Raw genomic sequence first — 18,605 nt, forward strand, 5'->3', positions numbered from 1 at the left:
GGAGGGAAAGAGGGGGAAGAGGGGGAAGAGATTCGAAAAGAACGGTTTTTCCGATTCTGCGCGTGCGTGCAAGGGACTGGCAAACGAAATAAAATCCCCGGATCATTCCAATTGGTATTGAAGGAGTTAGATTTGGGAGGTGAAGCATGCGCCGCTTATGTCCGTCAATGACGGAGTTGCAGGCCTTCGAAGCGGCGGCGCGCCACAACAGCTTTACCGTCGCCGCACGTGAACTACACGTCACACAAGGGGCCGTGAGCAAGCAGGTGCGCAGCCTGGAGGCGTTTCTGGGCGTGGAATTGTTCGAGCGTGTCCGCCAGCGCCTGATGCTGACCGACGCGGGCGAGCGCTATCTGGAGCGCATCCGCCCCAGCCTCAACGAGATCGAGGCGGCCAGTGTGGAGTTGATCGCGCGACAGGGCCGCGGCGGCATCCTCCACATCGCCAGCATGCCTACGCTCGGCGCCAAGTGGCTGATACCGCGCCTGCCGCAGTTCTTCGCCCGGTATCCGGAAGTCACGCTGGAGTTCGTGCCCCATGCCCAGGGCTACGATTTTTCCCAGCCCGATCTCGATGCGGCGATTCGTTTTGGCGATGGGGTCTGGCCGGGGAGCCTGGCCGACTATATGACCGGGCGCGAGGTGCTGCCAGTCTGCCGGCCCGGCCTGCTGGCCCAGGAGCCCGACGGGGTGGCGCGCACGCCGGCGGTGCTGCTGGGCTACCCGCTGCTGCACCACACCACGGTGCCCGAGGCGTGGCCAGACTGGCTGTCCGAGCTGGGCGTCTCCACTCGCCAGGCCTGGAGCGGCGCGCGCTTCGACCAGTTCTCGCTGCTCACGCAGGCGGCGATGTCGGGGCTGGGCATCGCGCTGATTCCGCGCTGCCTGATCGAGGAGGAGTTGGCCACCGGCACGCTGGTGGTCGCCCATCCCGCGCGCGTGCTGGCGCGGAAAGGCTACTACCTGTGCTACCCGGAACAGAAGGCGCACCTGCCGGCGCTGCAGACGTTCCGGGCGTGGGTGATGGAAGGGGTGGACGTGGTGGCGTGAGGGGAAACGAGGGCCTGAACTACTTCGACAGCACCTTCATCGCCTGTTCCAGCCCGGCCAGCGTCACCGGATACATCCGGTTCTTCATGATCTGGTTGATCACCGTGATGGACTGGCGGTACTGCCACAGCCCCTCCGGCTCCGGATTGAGCCAGACAAAGCGCGGGAACTGCTCGATCATCCGGTTCAGCCACACCGCCCCGGCCTCGGGGTTGTTGTACTCGACCGAGCCGCCCGGCTGAAGAATCTCATAGGGGCTCATCGTGGCATCGCCGACGAAGATCACCTTGTAGTCGGGCGTGTACTTGTGGATCAGGTCCCAGGTGGCGATCTTCTCGGCGTGGCGGCGCCGGTTGTTCTTCCACACGTAGTCGTACAGGCAGTTGTGGAAGTAGTAGTACTCGAGGTGCTTGAACTCGGTCTTGGTGACCGAGAACAGCTCCTCCACGCGCTTGATGTGGTCGTCCATCGAGCCGCCGACGTCCATCAACATCAGCACCTTGACCTTGTTGTGGCGCTCCGGCCGCAGCTTGATGTCCAGCAGCCCGGCGTTGGCGGCCGTGGAGTGGATGGTGTCGTCGAGGTCCAGTTCGGTGTCGGCCCCCTCGCGCGCGAAGCGGCGGAGGCGGCGCAGCGCCACCTTGATGTTGCGCGTGCCCAGTTCGACCTGGTCGTCGTAGTCCTTGTAGGCGCGCGACTCCCAGACCTTGATCGCGGTACGGTTGCCCTTGGACGGCCCGCCGATGCGGATGCCCTCCGGGTTATAGCCGCCATGGCCGAACGGCGAGGTGCCGCCCGTGCCAATCCACTTGTTGCCGCCCTCGTGCTTTTCCTTCTGCTCTTCCAGCAGCTGCTTCAGGCGTTCCATGAGCTTGTCCAGCCCGCCCATGGCCTCGATCTTGGCTTTTTCCTCGGCGGACAGTTCGCGCTCGAGCGTCTTCTGGAGCCAGTCGAGCGGAATGTCGCTCTTCCAGTCCACCAGACTCTCCACGCCCTTGAAATAGGCGGCGAAGGTCTGGTCGAATTTGTCGAAGTGCTTCTCGTCCTTGACCAGCGTCATGCGCGACAGGTAGTAGAACTCGTCGATCGACGGCGAGATGACCTGCGCGCGCAGGGCCTCCAGCATGGTCAGGTATTCCTTGACCGAGACCGGCAGCTTGGCGTGCCGCAGCGAGAAGAAGAAGTCGATCAGCATCGCATTTCCCTTAATTTCTGGCTGCGATCAGCGCGGCCGCTCGAGCTGGAACTGCAGATGCGCGCGCACGGTGGGCCATTCGCTGGCGATGATGGAGAACACCACCGTGTCGCGCAGCGAGCCGTCCGGCATGCGCGAGTGACTGCGCAGCACGCCATCCTGCTTGGCGCCCAGCCGGGCGATGGCGGCGCGGCTCTGGTGGTTCATCCAGTGCGTGCGGAATTCCACGGCGATGCAGTCGAGCGTCTCGAACGCGTGGCGCAGCAGCATCAGCTTGCATTCAGTGTTGAGCCCGGTGCGTTGCACGCGGCGCGCGTACCAGGTCGAGCCGATTTCCACGCGGCGGTTGGCACCGTCGACATTCATATAGGTGGTCATGCCGGCCAGCCGGCCGGCGGCGTCGCGCACGGCGAACGGCTGCATCAGGTCGCGCGCCTGGAGGTCCAGGCGGCGCCGGATCTCGGCCTCCATGCCTTCGGGCGTCGGCACGCTGGTGTACCAGAGCTGATGCAGTTCGCCATCGGCGGCGGCTTCGCGCAGGCCGGCAGCGTGGTCGGGCGAGAGCGGCTCGAGCGTGGCGTGGCGCCCGGTCAGCGTGACGGGTTGGACGAAAGCCATGCCGATCAGCGGTTCGCGCGGTTCATGAACACCAGGCGCTCGAACAGGTGCACGTCCTGCTCGTTCTTGAGCAGCGCGCCGTGCAGCGGCGGAATCGCGGCCTTGCGGTCGGGGCTGCGCAGCGCCTCGGCGGGAATGTCCTCGGCCATCAGCAGCTTGAGCCAGTCGATCAATTCGGACGTGCTCGGCTTCTTCTTCAGCCCCGGCAGGTTGCGCATCTCGTAGAACGCGTCCAGCGCGGCGGCCACCATCTCGCGCTTGATGCCCGGGTAGTGGACGTCCACGATCTGCTGCATGGTGTCCGCGTCGGGGAACTTGATGTAGTGGAAGAAGCAGCGGCGCAGGAAGGCGTCCGGCAGCTCCTTCTCGTTGTTCGAGGTGATGATGACCATCGGCCGGTGCCTGGCCCGGATCAGCTCGCGCGTCTCGTAGACGTAGAACTCCATGCGGTCCAGTTCGCGCAGCAGGTCGTTCGGGAATTCGATGTCGGCCTTGTCGATCTCGTCGATCAGCAGCACCACGGGCTCGTCGGCCTCGAAAGCCTGCCAGAGCACGCCCTTGACGATGTAGTTGCGGATGTCGTGGACCTTGTCGTCGCCGAGCTGGGAGTCGCGCAGGCGCGACACCGCGTCGTACTCGTACAGGCCCTGCTGGGCCTTGGTGGTCGACTTGATGTGCCATTGCAACAACGGCATGCCCAGCGCGGCGGCCACTTCCTCGGCCAGCATGGTTTTGCCGGTGCCCGGCTCGCCCTTGATCAGCAACGGCCGCTGCAGCGTGCGGGCGGCGTTGACGGCCAGCTTCAGGTCATCGGTGGCAACGTACTGGGCGCTACCCTCGAAGCGCGTGGACGGGGACGGATTGGCGTTGGCGGGCGTGGACATGAGGCAACCTGTTTTAGGCGGAATGGGCCAGTATAAAAGCAGAAACCGATTCGCGTTTAGTGGGGGACACCCGGGGCTGGTCGTCTGGACTGCCACGTGCCGCCTGCGGTACAATGCGCCGGTTTGACGCGCCCCCAAAGTCAAGTTCCCACATGCCCGGCAGTCTGCCCGTTGTCATGCAGATCCCCCGGTGCCGGCAACAAGCGCGAGATGGTTGCAGAATGGTGTCAGAGCACCCGCGGCACATCCACAACGCTTTTCCGCGATTGCATCCCCACCCCCGTTCCTAAACCGTCTCCGGCCAGCAGGGCAGGTCACGCACGGTTTAACACTTCCCAATCATCTAAAGACAATGAAAAAGCTCCTCACGATGGTGGTGTTGGGCGCGGCCGCAACGGCTGCGCAGGCCCAGGACGCAAAGGGCAATGTGGACACTGCCAAGGACAAGGTTGCAATGTGCATTGGTTGCCACGGCATTCCGGGCTACCGTGCATCGTTCCCGGAGACATACGAAGTACCGATGCTGGGCGGCCAGACCGCCAAGTACATTGAAAACGCGCTCAAGAGCTATCAGAAGGGCGATCGCAAGCATCCGACGATGCGGGCGATTGCCGCGAGCCTCTCGGACAAGGACATTGCAGACGTGGCGGCCTACTACTCGCAGCAGAAGGCCGATACCAAGAACAACACGCTGAAGTAAGAGGCTCAGAGACATGAAGACGCTGATGACGCTGAACAAGCTCCGATTTGCGGTGGGCGCGCTCGTGCTGGGCGCTGCCACCCTCCCGGCCGCCGCCGCCGACATCGCCGCCGGCAAGGCGCTGGTGGAGAAGGGCGCCTGTGTGGCCTGCCACGGTGCGGGCCTGAACGCCCCGATTACGCCCGACTATCCCAAGCTGGCTGGCCAGCATGCGGACTACCTCTACCACGCGCTGGTGTCGTACCAGATCAGCGGCAACCCGCAGGTGGGTCGTACCAACGCGATCATGGCTGGCCAGGTCAACGCCAACCCGGCCGTGACCGACAAGGCCGGCAAGCCGCGCCCGTTCACGCGCAAGGAGTTGAAGGACATCGCCGCGTATATCGAGTCGCTGCCCGGCGACCTGGTACTGAAGAAGTAAGTCCCCACGCGGGGATGTAAAAAAAGCCGCTTCCGAGGAAGCGGCTTTTTTGTTGCGCCGGCGCTGAAGCTGGAGCGCCCGCAGAGGCTTCAGTTGCCGCTGCCGGTCACCAGGCGGCGCTGCTTCACCGCATTGGCCAGGGTTTCGAGCACGGTCACGGAGTCGTCCCAGCCGATGCAGGCATCGGTCACGGACTGGCCGTAGGTCAGGTTCTCCACCGGGGTGCCCTGCACGTGGTCCTGGCGGCCGCCCACGAGGTGCGACTCCACCATCACGCCGACGATGCGCTGGTCGCCCCCGCCGATCTGGCGGCCGATGTCCTCGCAGACCGGGATCTGGTTCTCGTGCTTCTTGCTGCTGTTGGCGTGCGAGGCATCGACCATCAGCCGCGCGGCAAGACCCGCCTTCGAGATGGCGTCGCACGCTTCCTGCACGCTGGCGGCGTCATAGTTCGGCGTCTTGCCGCCGCGCAGGATGATGTGGCAGTCCTCGTTGCCGGACGTCGACACGATGGCCGAGTGGCCGCCCTTGGTCACCGACAGGAAATGGTGCGGCTGCGAAGCGGCCTTGATCGCATCGACGGCGATCTTGACGTTGCCATCGGTGCCGTTCTTGAAGCCCACCGGGCACGACAGCCCCGACGCCAGCTCGCGGTGCACCTGCGATTCCGTGGTCCGGGCGCCGATCGCGCCCCAGCTGACCAGATCGGCAATGTACTGCGGGCTGATCATGTCGAGGTACTCGGTGCCCGTCGGCACGCCCAGCTCGCTGATGTTCAGCAGCACTTCGCGCGCGGTACGCAGGCCGTCGTTGATCTTGAAGCTGCCGTCCATGTGCGGGTCGTTGATCAGCCCCTTCCAGCCCACCGTGGTGCGCGGCTTCTCGAAATAGACCCGCATCACCACTTCCAGCTCGTTGGCGAAGCGGTCGCGCTGCACCTTGAGCATCTTGGCGTATTCCAGCGCGGCACGGGTGTCGTGGATCGAGCAGGGTCCGATGATGACGATCAGGCGGTCGTCCATGCCGTGCAGGATGCGATGCATGGCCTGGCGGGCACCGTAGATCACGTCGGACGCTGCCTCCGAGCAGGCGAACTCGCGGATCAGGTGCGCGGGCGGCAACAGTTCCTTGAGTTCGCGAATACGCAGGTCGTCGGTGTTCTTCAACATGATGGCTCCGGGTCTTTGTGAGGTCGTTAGTCTGGTGGTGGGTTGCGACGCGGACGTGGCGGGGATAAAAAAAGCCGCCAGGTTCGCTGGCGGCTTTTTCTGAATTTCGGGCTACTTACAACTGTCCCTCTCCATCCGCCAGCGGTGCGAGATCGCTAAAAAAGTAAAAGTAAAACTTGGCGGACATGGCGGTGTTTCGGGTCAGCTTGTGTCGGAATCTGGGTGATGCGTCGAATTTATGCTGTGGTGCGCGATGAAAAGGCATTTAATTGCGCGGCCATCGGTCAAATCATGGCTCGCAATCGCCACGCGCCCGACAACGAAGCATCTTTATATCGCTTTTCAAGATCGATGGCAAGCGTCAATCGCGTGGAATCGCAACAGATTTCGCCAAAAACGGCAGGCCGCCGCCATCGATCCCGGGTCCGTCACAGACTTCAGGCGGTGCCGCCCACGGTCATGTTCTCGATCCGCAGCGTCGGCTGGCCCACGCCCACCGGCACGCTCTGGCCTTCCTTGCCGCACACGCCCACGCCCGAGTCCAGGCGCATGTCGTTGCCGATCATGGTCACGTCCTTGAGCGATTCGGGGCCGTTGCCGACCAGCGTGGCGCCCTTGACCGGCGTGGTGATCTTGCCATCCTCGATCAGGTAGGCCTCGCTGGCCGAGAACACGAACTTGCCGTTGGTGATGTCCACCTGGCCGCCGCCGAAGTTCACCGCGTACAGGCCGCGCTTCACGCTGGCGATGATCTCCGCCGGGTCCTTGTCGCCGTTGAGCATGTAGGTGTTGGTCATGCGCGGCATCGGCAGGGCGGCGTAGCTCTCGCGGCGGGCGTTGCCGGTGACCGGCATCTTCATCAGGCGCGCATTGAGCGTGTCCTGGATGTAGCCGCGCAGGATGCCGTCCTCGATCAGCGTCGTGCATTGCGTCGGGTTGCCCTCGTCGTCGAGGTTCAGCGAACCGCGCCGGTTGGCCAGCGTGCCGTCATCGACGACGGTCACGCCCTTGGCCGCCACGCGCTCGCCCATGCGCCCAGCGAAGGCCGACGAGCCCTTGCGGTTGAAGTCGCCCTCCAGCCCGTGGCCGACGGCCTCGTGCAGCAGCACGCCGGGCCAGCCCGGGCCGAGCACCACGGTCATCGCGCCGGCCGGGGCGGGGCGCGCCTCCAGGTTCACCAGCGCCGACGCCACGGCTTCATCCACATACTTGGCCAGCAGTTCGTCGGTGAAGTAGCCGTAGGCGTAGCGGCCACCGCCGCCCGAGGAACCCACCTCGCGCCGCCCGTTCTGCTCGGCGATCACCGTGACCGACACGCGCACCAGCGGACGCACGTCGGCGGCGATCACGCCGTCGCTGCGTGCCACCAGCACCACGTCATATTCGCCGGCCAGCCCGGCCATGACCTGCACCACGCGCGGGTCCTTGGCGCGCGCCATCTTCTCGATGCGCTCCAGCAGCGCCACCTTCTCGGTGGCGGTCATCGAATCGAGCGGATCGTTCGGCGTATAGAGGTTGCGCCCGGTCTGGGAGGCCAGCGCGCCGGCCACCTTCACGCGGCCGCTGCCGCTCTTGCCGATGGTGCGCGTGGCCGCCGCAGCCTGCGACAGCGCCGGCAGGCTGATGTCGTCCGAATAGGCGAACGCGGTCTTGTCGCCGGATACGGCGCGCACGCCTACGCCCTGGTCGATGCTGAAGCTGCCCGACTTGACGATGCCTTCCTCCAGGCTCCACGCCTCATTGCGCGTGTACTGGAAGTACAGGTCGGCATAGTCGACCTTGTGCGTGAAGATGTCGGCCAGCACGCGCTGGAGCTTGGCCTCGTCGAGCCCATACGGCGCCAGCAGCAGTTGCTGCGCCGTGGCCAGGTTGCGGATTCCGAGATCACCGGCGTTCATGATTGTCCTTTCAGCATTCATTGAAGCCGGCACGGGCCGGCTTCAGATCGTAGTCGTTGGGGTAGATGCTACAGCACCCGATGGCGCAGCGCCGGCAGGTTCTGGCGGACTTCCGCCAGCCGCGCCGGGTCGATCACGCCGGCCACCACGCCTTCGCCCTCGGGTAGCACGCCAAGCACCTCGCCCCACGGATCGACCAGCATCGAGTGGCCCCACGTGCGGCGGCCGTTTTCGTGCTTGCCGCCCTGTGCGGCAGCCAGCACATAGCACTGGTTTTCGATCGCCCGGGCGCGCAGCAGGATCTCCCAGTGCGCCTGGCCCGTGGTGTAGGTGAAGGCGGCCGGCATCAGAATCAAGCTCGTGCCGCCGCCGGCGGCCAGATGGCGGTACAGCTCGGGGAAGCGCAGGTCGTAGCAGACCGACATCGCCACGCGTCCGCACGGCGCCTCGAAGGCCACCGGCTCGGTCCCGGCCAGGATGGTGCGGGACTCGTCGTAGCTTTCGGTGCCCTTGGTAAAGCCGAACAGATGGATCTTGTCGTAGCGCGCCACGCGCTCGCCGCGCGGGTCGAAGGCGAGCGAGGTGTTGTAGACCCGGCCTGCGTCGCCGCAGTGCAGCGGCAGCGTGCCGCCCACCAGCCAGATCCGGTGGCGTCGCGCGGCATCGGCCAGGAATTGCTGCACCGGCCCGTCGCCGTCCTGCTCGCGAATCGCGACCTTGTCGGTCTCCTGTCGGCCCATCATGCCGAAGTACTCGGGCAGCAGCACCAGTTCGGCACCGCCGCGCACGGCTTCGGCGATCAGCGCGTCGGCGCGGACGAGATTGGCATCGAGCGATGTGCCCGTCACGGTCTGCACGGCGGCGACGCGGAACGGGGCCGAAGGTGTGGCGGAAGGTGCGGCTGAAGGCGGGGCGGAAGCGGTCATCGTGGGGCGTCCTGTGTCTGGGCGGCCAGCCGGTTCCTAGCGAAGGAACTCGGTCGCGCGGTCCTGGATCGACGGCTGTCGGGGCTTATTGTCCTCCACTTTCGTGATCTTGGGATCGGCCCAGGATCCGGACACGTGATAGTGCAGCGTGAACACCTTGGAGAACTCGTCCGCGAACAGCAACTGGGCGGCCAGCGTGCCGATGCCGAGCACCGGATTGATGAACGCGGCCGCCACCGAGGTAGTCGTGGCGTTGATGCGCGGCACCACCGAGACCTGGAGGTCCTGGGTCTCGCGCAGCAGGTTGGCCGTGCCGCTCATCGACGCCATCATCTGGCTGCTCTTGAGCTGGAATTCGTCGATCTTGCCGACGCCGTTCTCGATCGTGCCGCTGCCGGTCAGGTCGTCGAAGACCACGCCCCGGTTGGACAGGCTGCGGAAATCGAGCGTCGCGAACTTCAGCAGGCTTTGCAGGCTCAGCACGCCCAGCAGGCGCGCGGCGCCCGGCTCCACGCTGAGGATCTGGCCATTTTCCAGTTTCAGCGAGAGCCGGCCGGACAGCGACGGGTAGTCGATCGACAGCGGCGAGCCGCGCCACGCGATGCGGCCTTCGAACGCGCCCTTGCCGTCGCGCAGCGTGTGCGCCATGCCCATGCGGTCCAGCACGTCGCCGGCGTCGCGGATGTCGAGCTTGAAGTTCAGCAGCGTGCGGCGGCCCTCGGTGGGAGAGGCGTTGCCGCTCGCCACGGCATCGCGCAGGCGGCGCGGTACGCGCCAGGTGCCATTGCCGGTCAGCGTGGCGCCCGGCTGTTCGATGGTGAGGTTGTCCAGCGTCCAGACTGGCTCGTTGCCGGCGTGGCTGGTGTGCGCCTTGACTTCCAGCTTGCCGAAGTCCTTGCCGCGCAGGATGAACTTGTCCGCCACGAGGTCCAGGGCGGGCAGTTCCTCGATATTGCGCGCCATGGTGTCGACGGCATGGCCGTCATCGGCGGCTTCGGGGATGTCCAGCCGCGACAGCCGCACGGACAGCGCGCCGGACGGCGTGTTGGCATCGCGCCGCCATTGCGCCGTGCCGGCGATCTGGCGCGAGGTCATCTGCGCGTTCCAGCCGCTGCCTTCGCGGGTGGCGTCGAGCGAGACGTCGTCGAGGCTGCGTCCGAAGGCATCGAGCGCCTTGGCGCGCACGGTCACGCGCTCGGGCAGGAAGGGCGAGTTGCGATCGACGTTGTTCGGGTTGTCGCGGCCCGGCGCGGCCGGCGATGGCGCCGTGCCGCCCAGCGCGTTGCGCCAGGCATCGACGTCGAACCGCTCGGCGGTCAGTGCGGCCGTGACGCCGGTCGCCGGCTGAGGCGCCGGCTGGCCCACGCCGATGCCGCCCGAGATGACCTCCAGGCCCTCGGCGCCGCGCCGCAGGACATAGCGCGCCGCCACCGCGTTGCCCAGTTGCACGGTCAGATCGTCCTGCCCGGCGCGGGCCGCCGCCGTGGCGGGACGCAGGTCGAAACGCAGCGGCATTTCCTGCGCAGCCGTCTTGACCAGCGGCGCCGGCAGGTTCAGCGCCATGCCGACGAGGCTGGAGCCCACCTGGATCTGGAGATGCTTGTCGCGGATGCCGATCTCGGCGTTGTAGGCGGTGGCGCCTTCCATATGCGTGCCCGCGCTGCTGCCCGCCGCGGCCAGCGCGTCGCGCAGGCCGGCCGCCGTGGCGGTGCCGCCCACGGTCACGCGCGTGGTGCCGTCGGACTGGGTGCCGCCCCCGATCCGCGTCTCGCCGCCAAGGAAGCGGCCGCGCACGTTATCGAGCCGGAAGCCGTGCTCGTTGAAGGCCACCACGCCGGTCGCGCCGTAGAGCGTGGGCAGTTCCGGGAACAGCGTCACATCGTTGCCGGGGAAGCGGAACTGGCCGTCGACCTTGGTGCCGGCTGCGTGATGCAGCGGCAGGTCGAGTTTCAGCTTCAGGTCGCCCTGACCGGGTGCGTGTGAGTTTTCCGTCACGTTTCCGGTCCAGCCCTTGACCGGGGTATTGGCGATGAAGCGCAGGAAGCTCTGCACCGGCCCGTTGGCCATGCCATCGATCATCAGGTGGCCGTGGTCGCTCAGATCGTCGATGCGGCCGTTGACGTTCTGCAGCACCACGCCCGGCACGCCGCGCACTGCCGCGCGCTTGGCCAGGAAGGTCAGGCTGCCGCGCTCGAACATCACATTGCCCTGGATGTCGGTGAAGTCGGGCCAGGCCGTGCCGGCGTTGGCATTGCTATTTCCGTTGCCGTTGGTCTTGCCGTGGCCGTTGCCATTACTGTTGCCGGTCACGCCACCATTCACGTTCGGCCCGGTCTCGTGTGGGGCCACCTGGTAGCTCACGTTCTGCACCGGAATCTCGGCGCGGAAGTCGCCCGCCTTCTGGAACGGGGGATGGAACGGGAAGTGGGCCAGGTCGCCCTTGATCAGGAACTTGGCGCCGGTGGCCTCACCGCCGACCAGCGCGCCGCCCAGGTAATGGCGCGTGCTGGGCAGCGTCAGCGGCAGGTAGCGGACGATGCGGTTGGCCAGGGCGCGGTCCAGTTCGCCCGAAATATCGGCGATGCCGCCATGGCCGTCGCCGCCGGCGTGCCAGCCGCCGCGCACCGTGCCGGCCGTGTCGGCGTTGGCAAAGCGCACGCCATCCGTGTGCACCGCGAGCTTGCCGGACTCCTGCGTCCAGCGGATCTCGCCGCGCAGTTCGTCGAACGGGATGCGCGGCTCCTCGAACACGCCCGGGAACATCAGCGCGGCATCGGTGCTGTCCACGCGCGCGGTGCCCTGGCGGTCATCGAAACTGAAATTGCCCGAAATCTGGGCGAAGCCGGGCGTGCCGGCGCGGGGCAGGCCATCGGCAGCCATGGCCGGCACGGCCGGCTGGCTGTTCACCGAAACCTTGCGCAGCGTGCCCTGCACGGCGTAGTGGGATGCCCCCGGGGCGCGTGACAGCATCCCGGCGCGGTCGCGCGACCAAGCCACGTCGAGGTTGTCGATATGGCCGGCCGGCTGGAGCGCGCGCAGTTGGCGTAGCAGCGCGGTGTCCAGCGGCAGGGAGGTGGCGAGCGCGCGCACCGTGTTCAGGTCGAACGTGGGCGCCTTGAGCGCGAACTTGCGCAGTTCGCCCTGGTTGTCGCGGGTCCAGTTCACGGTGACCTTGCGCATGCCTTCGCGCCAGGACGTATCGGCGCTCGAAGGCGGCCCGGCCAGCGGCTCGGGCTGCCAGAGCAGGGTGTCGATGGTCAACTGGTGGTTGCCGGCACGGTCGCCCTTGTGCAGCAGCAGCGCCTGCGCGTTGGCCAGCTTCAGCGGCTCGGCGGCGCCGGCCAGCTGCAGGTCCACGCCCGTGGCGCGCATCCGCATCTGGCTGCCGATCAGGTGGCCTTCGCGGAAATCGACCGACCCGGACGTGCTGAAGACGCCGCTGTCCACGTGGTCGAAGATGGCGAGGTAGCGCTGCACCACCGGCAGCTGCATCTGGCTGAAGTCCCAGTTGGCCTGGCCGGTCCAGTGGCGCCAGTCGCCGGTGGCGCGCAGGTAGTCGTGACGCAGCGCGGCCTGGAAGACCAGTGGCTGGGGCGCCAGCGAGGCGCTGCGTGCCTCCAGCCGGACCGTGTGCTGGGCGCCGTTGCGGTGCGCGGTGAAATGGATGTCGGCCACGTCCAGCTGCGGCAGGCGGGCCTTTTCGTCGAGCCAGCGCAGGTTGCCGCTCATCAGCTCGATATGGCCCTGGGCCAGCAGCCAGTTCAGGAGCGGATCGTCATTGGTCGTGGACGGGTGCGCCTCGATCGGCACGCCGGCCACCAGCAGGCGGCCCTCGGGCGTGCGGCGCACGAGCACATCGGTGCGCTCGGCCATCAGGCTGGCGAACTGCAGGGTCAGCGCCGGCACGGAATGCCAGGAGAGCTTGCCGTCGAGGGTGCCGGCGGAGAGCAGCACGCGCTGCTGGCTGTCCACGGCGCGCACGTTGCGCGCGCGGAACGCCGGATGCCAACCGTCCCAGAATGTATCCAGTTCGCCGATGGTCAATTGGGCGGTCAATGCCGCCGAGCCTTGCTGCTCCAGCCACTGGCGCGCAGTATGGGCCTGCGGCCACAGCACGAAGCGGATCAGCAGCACCGCCACCACGGCGAGTGCGGCCAGCGCCAGCACGATGCGCACCAACATTCGCCAGAGCCGGGGCCAGACCGGATGCACGACGCCGGCACACAGCGCGCGCCAGCCGCTACGGGCGGCCGCACGCAGCCGCGCACCCACGCCGGACGCCACGCTGGGCGCGGGTGCGGAGGAGGATTGAGAAGCCTGGGAAGACTGCCCGGCGGTGGCGGCGGACGCCTCGGCAGCGGCGCTGGCGGACGTTGAACCGTCGGCGGGCGCGGCAGGGGCGGCGGGGCGTCTGGACATGCGCAGATTATCCGACAATACTAGCCGCTCTCCAAAGTGGTCGATAAGGGTGCGTTGTTGCGCCACCGCGTATCGCCACGGCGCCTGCCCGCATTGCAAAGTTACTGGAATGACTGTCCCTGATCCGACGAGTTCCGCCGCGGGCGCCGCCCCGGCTCACCCCCTTCCCACCGAGGCGCCGGATGCGCCGCCTGGACCCATCGGCAACATGGTCGAAGGGGCCTATGCCACGGTGATGGCCAGGGAGTTACCCGCCACGGATTCCAATGCCGCCGGCGAGGGCGACGTATTGTACTCGGGGCAGGCCTCCCATTACGCCCGCCGCGTGCTCCAGGCGCGCCCCGAACTGGCCGCCGTGGTGGCCGATGCCGCCCGGGCGCCCCTGACGCGTGCGTGGATGGAGTCGCGGCTGCAGGCGCTCCACGCCCCGTCCGCCGATGCCGAAGCCGCCGCCGCCCAGGCGCTGCGCCGGCTGCGGGCCGAAGTCATGTGCGTGGTAATCGAGCGCGACCTGCGCGGGCTGGCCCCGCTCGGCGAGATCACGGGGGCGATGACCGACCTCGCCGAACTCGGCATCCAGTTCGGCCTGCGCGTGCTCGGCGACGACCTGGCCGCCACCTACGGCCGGCCCACCGGCGCCCAGAGCGGCGAGGTGCAGGAACTGGTGGTGGTGGGCATGGGCAAGCTGGGCGGGCGCGAACTCAACGTCTCGTCAGATATCGACCTGATCTTTCTTTATGACGAGGATGGCGATACCCAGGGCGGGGCGCGCAGCCTCTCGAACCACGAATATTTCATCCGAGTGGGGCGGCGCCTGATCAACCTGCTGTCCGAGGTGACCGCCGACGGCTACGTGTTCCGCGTGGACATGCGGCTGCGGCCCAATGGCGATGCCGGCCCGCTGGTGTGCAGCCTGGGCATGCTCGAGGAATACCTCGTCGTGCAGGGCCGCGAGTGGGAGCGCTACGCGTGGATCAAGGGCCGCGTGGTGTCCGCGCTGGACACGCCGCACGCCACGCGCACCGCCGCGCTGCTGGGCCGGCTGACCACGCCGTTCGTGTTCCGGCGCTACCTCGACTATGGCGTGATCGCCGCCATCCGCGCGCTGCACGCCCAGATCCGTGCGGAAGCGGCCAAGCGCAGCGGCGGGCTGGCCGGCCACGGCGTGAACCAGCGCTCGTTCAATATCAAGCTCGGGCGCGGCGGCATCCGCGAGATCGAGTTCATGGCGCAGGTGTTCCAGTTGATCCGCGGCGGCCAGGACCCCGCGCTGCGCGTGCGGCCGACGCTCGAAGTCCTCGACGTCGCCGTGGCCCGCAACCTCCTCCCGGCGGGGCAGGCCGAGCAGTTGGCCGATGCCTACCGCTTCCTGCGCCAGCTGGAACACCGCCTGCAATACCGCGACGACGCCCAGACCCACCACCTGCCGACCAGCGAGGATGAACAGCTGGCCGTGGCGCGGATGATGGGCTACGAGGACTGGCCTGCGCTGGTCGCCCAGATGGATGGGCTGATGGCGCCCGTGGCGCAGCAGTTCGAAGCCACTTTCGCCGATCCGTTCAGCGACCCGGACGCGCCGCAGTGCGAGGCGCTCTGGCCCGAGATCGTGCGGGAAGGGCAGGGCTCGCGGCCCACGCAGGACGGTCCGGACGAGACCGATCCCGAGTCCTCGCCATGCCAGCGGCTCCAGGCGGCCGGCTTCAGCGACTGCACCGGCCTCTACGACCGCCTGCGCGCCATCGCCACCTCGGTGCGCTACCGCGCGTTGTCCGAGTCGAGCCGGGCGCGCTTCGACCAACTGGTCAACCGCGCGCTCGACCTCGCCAACAAGCAGGACGATGCCGACTGCACCATCGCCCGTTTCCTCGATTTTCTCGATGCGATCAGTCGGCGAGCCTCGTATCTTTCGCTGCTGTCCGAGTACCCGCAGGCGATGGATCGCGTCGCCCAGACGCTGCATGCTTCGCGCTGGGCGGCGGCCTACCTGACGCGCCATCCGCAACTTCTGGACGAACTGCTCGATAGCGAGGCCCTGGCGAGCGCGCCGGACTGGCCCGCCTTCCGTGCCCGCGTGGCCGAGCGCCTGCAGGTGGCGCACGGGCAGGTCGAGATGCAGATGGACATCCTGCGTCGCGAGCACCATGCCGAGACCTTCCGGATCCTGCTGCAGGACCTGCACGGCCTGCTAACGGTGGAGCAGGTGGCCGACCGTCTCTCCGATCTGGCCGATGCGATGCTCGAAGTCACGCTCGGGGCGGTCTGGGCCCAGTTGGCCACGCGCCACACCGAGACACCGCGCTTCGCGGTCATCGCCTACGGGCGGCTGGGTGGGAAGGAGCTGGGCTATGCGTCCGACCTCGACATCATCTTTCTTTATGACGATGACCACGAGCGCGCGCCTGACGTCTACGCAGCCTACGCTCGCCGCCTGATCACGTGGCTCACGAGTCACACGGCGGCCGGGATGCTGTTCGACGTGGACATGCGGCTGCGGCCCAACGGCGCGGCGGGGCTGCTCGTGACGAGCTTCGACGCGTTCCGGCGCTACCAACTGCGCGAGGGCGACAACACGGCCTGGGTCTGGGAGCATCAGGCGCTCACGCGGGCGCGCTGGTGCGCCGGCGACAGCGAGATCGGCGCGCGCTTCGAAGCACTGCGCGAAGAGGTGCTGCGCCAGCCGCGCGACGCCGCCGCGCTGCGCGACGAAATCGTGCAGATGCGTGCCAAGGTGGCCGAGGGCCATCCCAACCCCATGCCGCTGTTCGACCTCAAGCACGACCGGGGCGGCATGGTCGACATCGAATTCACGGTGCAGTACCTCGTGCTGCTGCACAGTGGCGCGCATCCGTCGCTGACCGGGAACAAGGGCAATATCGCGCTGCTGCGCATGGCCGGCGAGTTGGGTTTGATCGACAAGACCGTCGCTGTGGCCGTGGGCGATGCCTACCGGCTATTCCGCGCACGCCAGCACAAGCTGCGGCTCGATGGCCAGGACCAGGCGCGCGTGCCGCCGGCGTCCGTGGCGGAGCAGGCCACGCAGGTGCGAGCCCTGTGGAGCGCAGTCTTCGGTGAGTAGTTCGGCCCCGCCCCAGCCCGACCACGGCTGGCCGGCCATGCTGGCGACCATCGCCGGTGTGGCCGGGGTGGCCGCGCTGTTCACCTTCGTCCCCTGGCTGCACGCCCACGGGCTGTACCTGCGCGATGCCGTGCGGCTGGACGGCCAGTGGTGGCGCCTGGCCACGGCAATGTGGGTCCATCTGGACTGGCGCCACTATCTGGTCGACTTGGCCGCGGCCGCAGGCTTGCTGCTGCTGGCCGGCCGCGCCACCCGCATCCGCGAGATGCTGGCCGTGCTGGTCATCAGCGGGCTGGCCGTGCAGGTGGCCTTGCTAAGAATCCCCTCGGTCGGCTGGTACGGCGGGCTCTCCGGCGCGCTCCACGGCCTGGCCCTCTGGACCGGCCTGCGCCTGCTGCAAGCCCCAGGCGTCTCGCGCGTGATCGGCGTCATCACCTGCCTGGTGGTGATCGGCAAAGTCTGGACCGAGCAGTCCTGGCTCGCCGCTCTCGTCTTCGACCCCTCCTGGGGCTTCAGCATCGTCCGCGCGGCCCACGCAGCCGGCGCAATCGCCGGGCTGGCGTGCTGGGTCCTGCAGGAATGGTGGCGCACGCGGCGCGGGAATGACGCGGGGCGCTAGCGAACCCGCCGCCGCATCCCAAATCCCACCACCCCAATTCCCAGCAACACCACCGCGCTCCAGGGCGCGATGGCCCCACCGCCACCACCCCCGCCTCCGCTATCCGAGGCCACCGGCGCGGGGGCGGGGGTTGCCGTGGCGGCCGGGTTCGCGGCGGCCACCAGCGCGCCGTCGGCGTCCAGCAATCCTGCGCCGCATTTGCCGACGTTGGCACTGGCCGTGCAGTAGGTATTGGCGGGATGGGCGCGCGCGGAGCTTTTCAGGCCAGCGGTGACCTGGGCTGGCGTCAGCGCGCCGTTGACCGCGAACATCATCGATACCACGCCGGAGACCATCGGCGCGGCGAAGCTGGTGCCGGCCGAGTTGCTGATGACGAAGTTGCCGGCGGTGGTCGTGCCGGAATTGCTCAGCGTGCGGATCAGCGACGAGCCGCCGGGCGTGGAGCAGGTGGGTGTGTTGCCGACCATGACCACGCGCGAGTTGCCGCAGCCGCCGCCCGGGGCGCTCAGGGCGACCTGCGGGCCGACGTTGGCGAAGCTGGCGTTCTCGCCATCGTTCGCGTGAGCGGTGACGGCGATGACGCCGGTGCAGTCGGCGGGGGCTTCCACGGCACCGGCCGAATTGCCGGCTGCGGCCACGACCACTACGCCGGCGGCGTTCAGGTCGTTGACGGCCTGCTGTTCGATGGACGAGCAGCTGCCGCCGCCCAGGCTGATATTGACGACCTTGGCGGGCGTCGGATTGGCCGGCACGCCGGGCACGGCGAGCCCGCCGGCCCAGCGCATGCCATCGACCGTATCGGACAACAGCGCGCCGCAGCGGCCCGAGACGCGCACCGGCTGGATCCGCGCGGCCCAGTCCACGCCGGCGATGCCCACGCCGTTGTTGGTCAGCGCGCCCAGCACGCTGGCCACGCGCGTGCCGTGCCACGTGCTGTTGGCCTGTCCGCTGCCGTCCTGACACGTCTGGCCGGCCGGCACGAAATCGCCCGGATCGATCGGATCGCTGTCGCGGCCATCGCCGTCATTGGAGACGGCGGTGGTGCTGATGAAGTCGTAGCCAGGCACGAGCCGGTCGATCAGGTCCGGGTGGGGCAGGTAGCCGGTGTCGACCACGGCCACCACGATGCTGGCGTTGCCGCGCGAGCGGTCCCAGGCGCGTGTGAGGTTGGCGGCGCCCACGACCTGGCTCGGCAGGGCCATATAGGTCTGGGCGCTGGCGAATTCGGGGTCGTTGGGAATGGAGTCGTGCAGGCGCAGCCAGCGGTCGGGCACCGCATCGGCGATGCGCGGGTCCTGGCGCAGTCGCTTCGCCACCGTTTCGGGGTTGTCGCCCTTGGTGTCGGTCACGCTCATCAGTTGCAGCGTGCCCGCCATCGACCGCTTCACGCCGAGCGCCAGGCCCGTGTTGGCCTCCACGTTGCGCATCTGGGTGGACATCTGGGTGGAGGTGGCGGGCTGGCTGCCGTCCCGCCAGCGCACGATGTAGTTGCCCGTGTAGACCGGCGCGGCCCGCGCTCCGGCGGCGCCCTGCGCGGTCGCCGGCAGGCTCCAGCAGGCGGCTACCGCCAGCAGTGCGGCGGACAGCCCTTGGGCGGCGCGACGGCCGCGCTTCAGCGTGTGGTGTGGCAT

13 protein-coding genes are annotated in these 18,605 nt (G+C 67.8%); 5 read left to right on the plus strand and 8 right to left on the minus strand.

All coding sequences use genetic code 11. From position 1 onward, the window contains the following. The first annotated feature begins 146 nt into the window (after nt 1–146). Nucleotides 147–1,049, plus strand: a complete 903-nt coding sequence (locus BM115_RS08165; protein WP_092292503.1) for a LysR family transcriptional regulator — start codon at nt 147–149, stop codon at nt 1,047–1,049. 19 nt (nt 1,050–1,068) lie between these two features. Here the strand turns inward: BM115_RS08165 and BM115_RS08170 are convergent, their stop codons facing one another. Genes BM115_RS08170 through BM115_RS08180 form a run of 3 tightly spaced genes read right to left on the minus strand, consistent with a single transcriptional unit; the run spans nt 1,069 to nt 3,746 of the window. Next, nucleotides 1,069–2,244 carry a vWA domain-containing protein gene (locus BM115_RS08170; RefSeq protein WP_092292505.1) on the minus strand — a complete coding sequence of 392 codons (1,176 nt, stop codon included), beginning with the start codon at nt 2,242–2,244 and terminating at the stop codon, nt 1,069–1,071. A 27-nt stretch (nt 2,245–2,271) separates the two neighbouring features. Further along, the gene (locus tag BM115_RS08175) at nt 2,272–2,862 is read right to left on the minus strand and encodes a GNAT family N-acetyltransferase (protein ID WP_092292507.1); all 591 of its coding nucleotides are present in this window, start codon (nt 2,860–2,862) and stop codon (nt 2,272–2,274) included. Between the two features lie 5 nt (nt 2,863–2,867). Beyond that, complete coding sequence (locus BM115_RS08180; protein ID WP_092292509.1) at nt 2,868–3,746, minus strand: AAA family ATPase; 879 nt, start codon at nt 3,744–3,746, stop codon at nt 2,868–2,870. A gap of 352 nt (nt 3,747–4,098) precedes the next feature. On the opposite strand from BM115_RS08180, the gene BM115_RS08185 reads away from it, so the two are divergent. After that, nucleotides 4,099–4,446, plus strand: a complete 348-nt coding sequence (locus tag BM115_RS08185) for a c-type cytochrome (protein WP_092292511.1) — start codon at nt 4,099–4,101, stop codon at nt 4,444–4,446. A gap of 22 nt (nt 4,447–4,468) precedes the next feature. Further along, on the plus strand, nt 4,469–4,867 hold the full coding sequence (locus tag BM115_RS08190; RefSeq protein ID WP_369823396.1) for a c-type cytochrome: 399 nt from the start codon (nt 4,469–4,471) through the stop codon (nt 4,865–4,867). A gap of 89 nt (nt 4,868–4,956) precedes the next feature. Here the strand turns inward: BM115_RS08190 and aroG are convergent, their stop codons facing one another. The 4 genes from aroG to BM115_RS08210 form a co-directional block, all read right to left on the minus strand. Then, nucleotides 4,957–6,036, minus strand: coding sequence for a 3-deoxy-7-phosphoheptulonate synthase AroG (gene aroG / locus BM115_RS08195; RefSeq protein ID WP_177219872.1), 1,080 nt, complete (start codon nt 6,034–6,036; stop codon nt 4,957–4,959). Nucleotides 6,037–6,473: 437 nt separating this feature from the next. Continuing rightward, complete coding sequence (tldD, locus tag BM115_RS08200) at nt 6,474–7,934, minus strand: metalloprotease TldD (RefSeq protein WP_092292517.1); 1,461 nt, start codon at nt 7,932–7,934, stop codon at nt 6,474–6,476. 68 nt (nt 7,935–8,002) lie between these two features. Then, nucleotides 8,003–8,860, minus strand: coding sequence for a carbon-nitrogen hydrolase family protein (locus BM115_RS08205; protein WP_092292519.1), 858 nt, complete (start codon nt 8,858–8,860; stop codon nt 8,003–8,005). 36 nt (nt 8,861–8,896) lie between these two features. Next, nucleotides 8,897–13,279: a YhdP family protein gene (locus BM115_RS08210; RefSeq protein ID WP_092292521.1), complete on the minus strand. Its 4,383-nt coding sequence runs from the start codon at nt 13,277–13,279 to the stop codon at nt 8,897–8,899. A gap of 109 nt (nt 13,280–13,388) precedes the next feature. Here BM115_RS08210 and glnE point away from each other — a divergent pair, with 109 nt between their 5' ends. Beyond that, on the plus strand, nt 13,389–16,355 hold the full coding sequence (gene glnE, locus BM115_RS08215; protein ID WP_177219873.1) for a bifunctional [glutamate--ammonia ligase]-adenylyl-L-tyrosine phosphorylase/[glutamate--ammonia-ligase] adenylyltransferase: 2,967 nt from the start codon (nt 13,389–13,391) through the stop codon (nt 16,353–16,355). 37 nt (nt 16,356–16,392) lie between these two features. Next, nucleotides 16,393–16,974, plus strand: a complete 582-nt coding sequence (gene rrtA / locus BM115_RS08220) for a rhombosortase (RefSeq protein WP_092292525.1) — start codon at nt 16,393–16,395, stop codon at nt 16,972–16,974. On the opposite strand, the gene mprA is transcribed toward rrtA, so the two are convergent. Next, entirely contained in the window at nt 16,971–18,605 is a 1,635-nt protein-coding gene (gene mprA / locus BM115_RS08225) for an MprA protease, GlyGly-CTERM protein-sorting domain-containing form (protein ID WP_092292527.1), read from the minus strand. The two genes, rrtA and mprA, sit on opposite strands and share 4 nt — an antisense overlap.

The organism is Cupriavidus sp. OV096 (assembly GCF_900115455.1).
In the GTDB taxonomy this organism is placed as follows: Bacteria; Pseudomonadota; Gammaproteobacteria; order Burkholderiales; family Burkholderiaceae; genus Cupriavidus.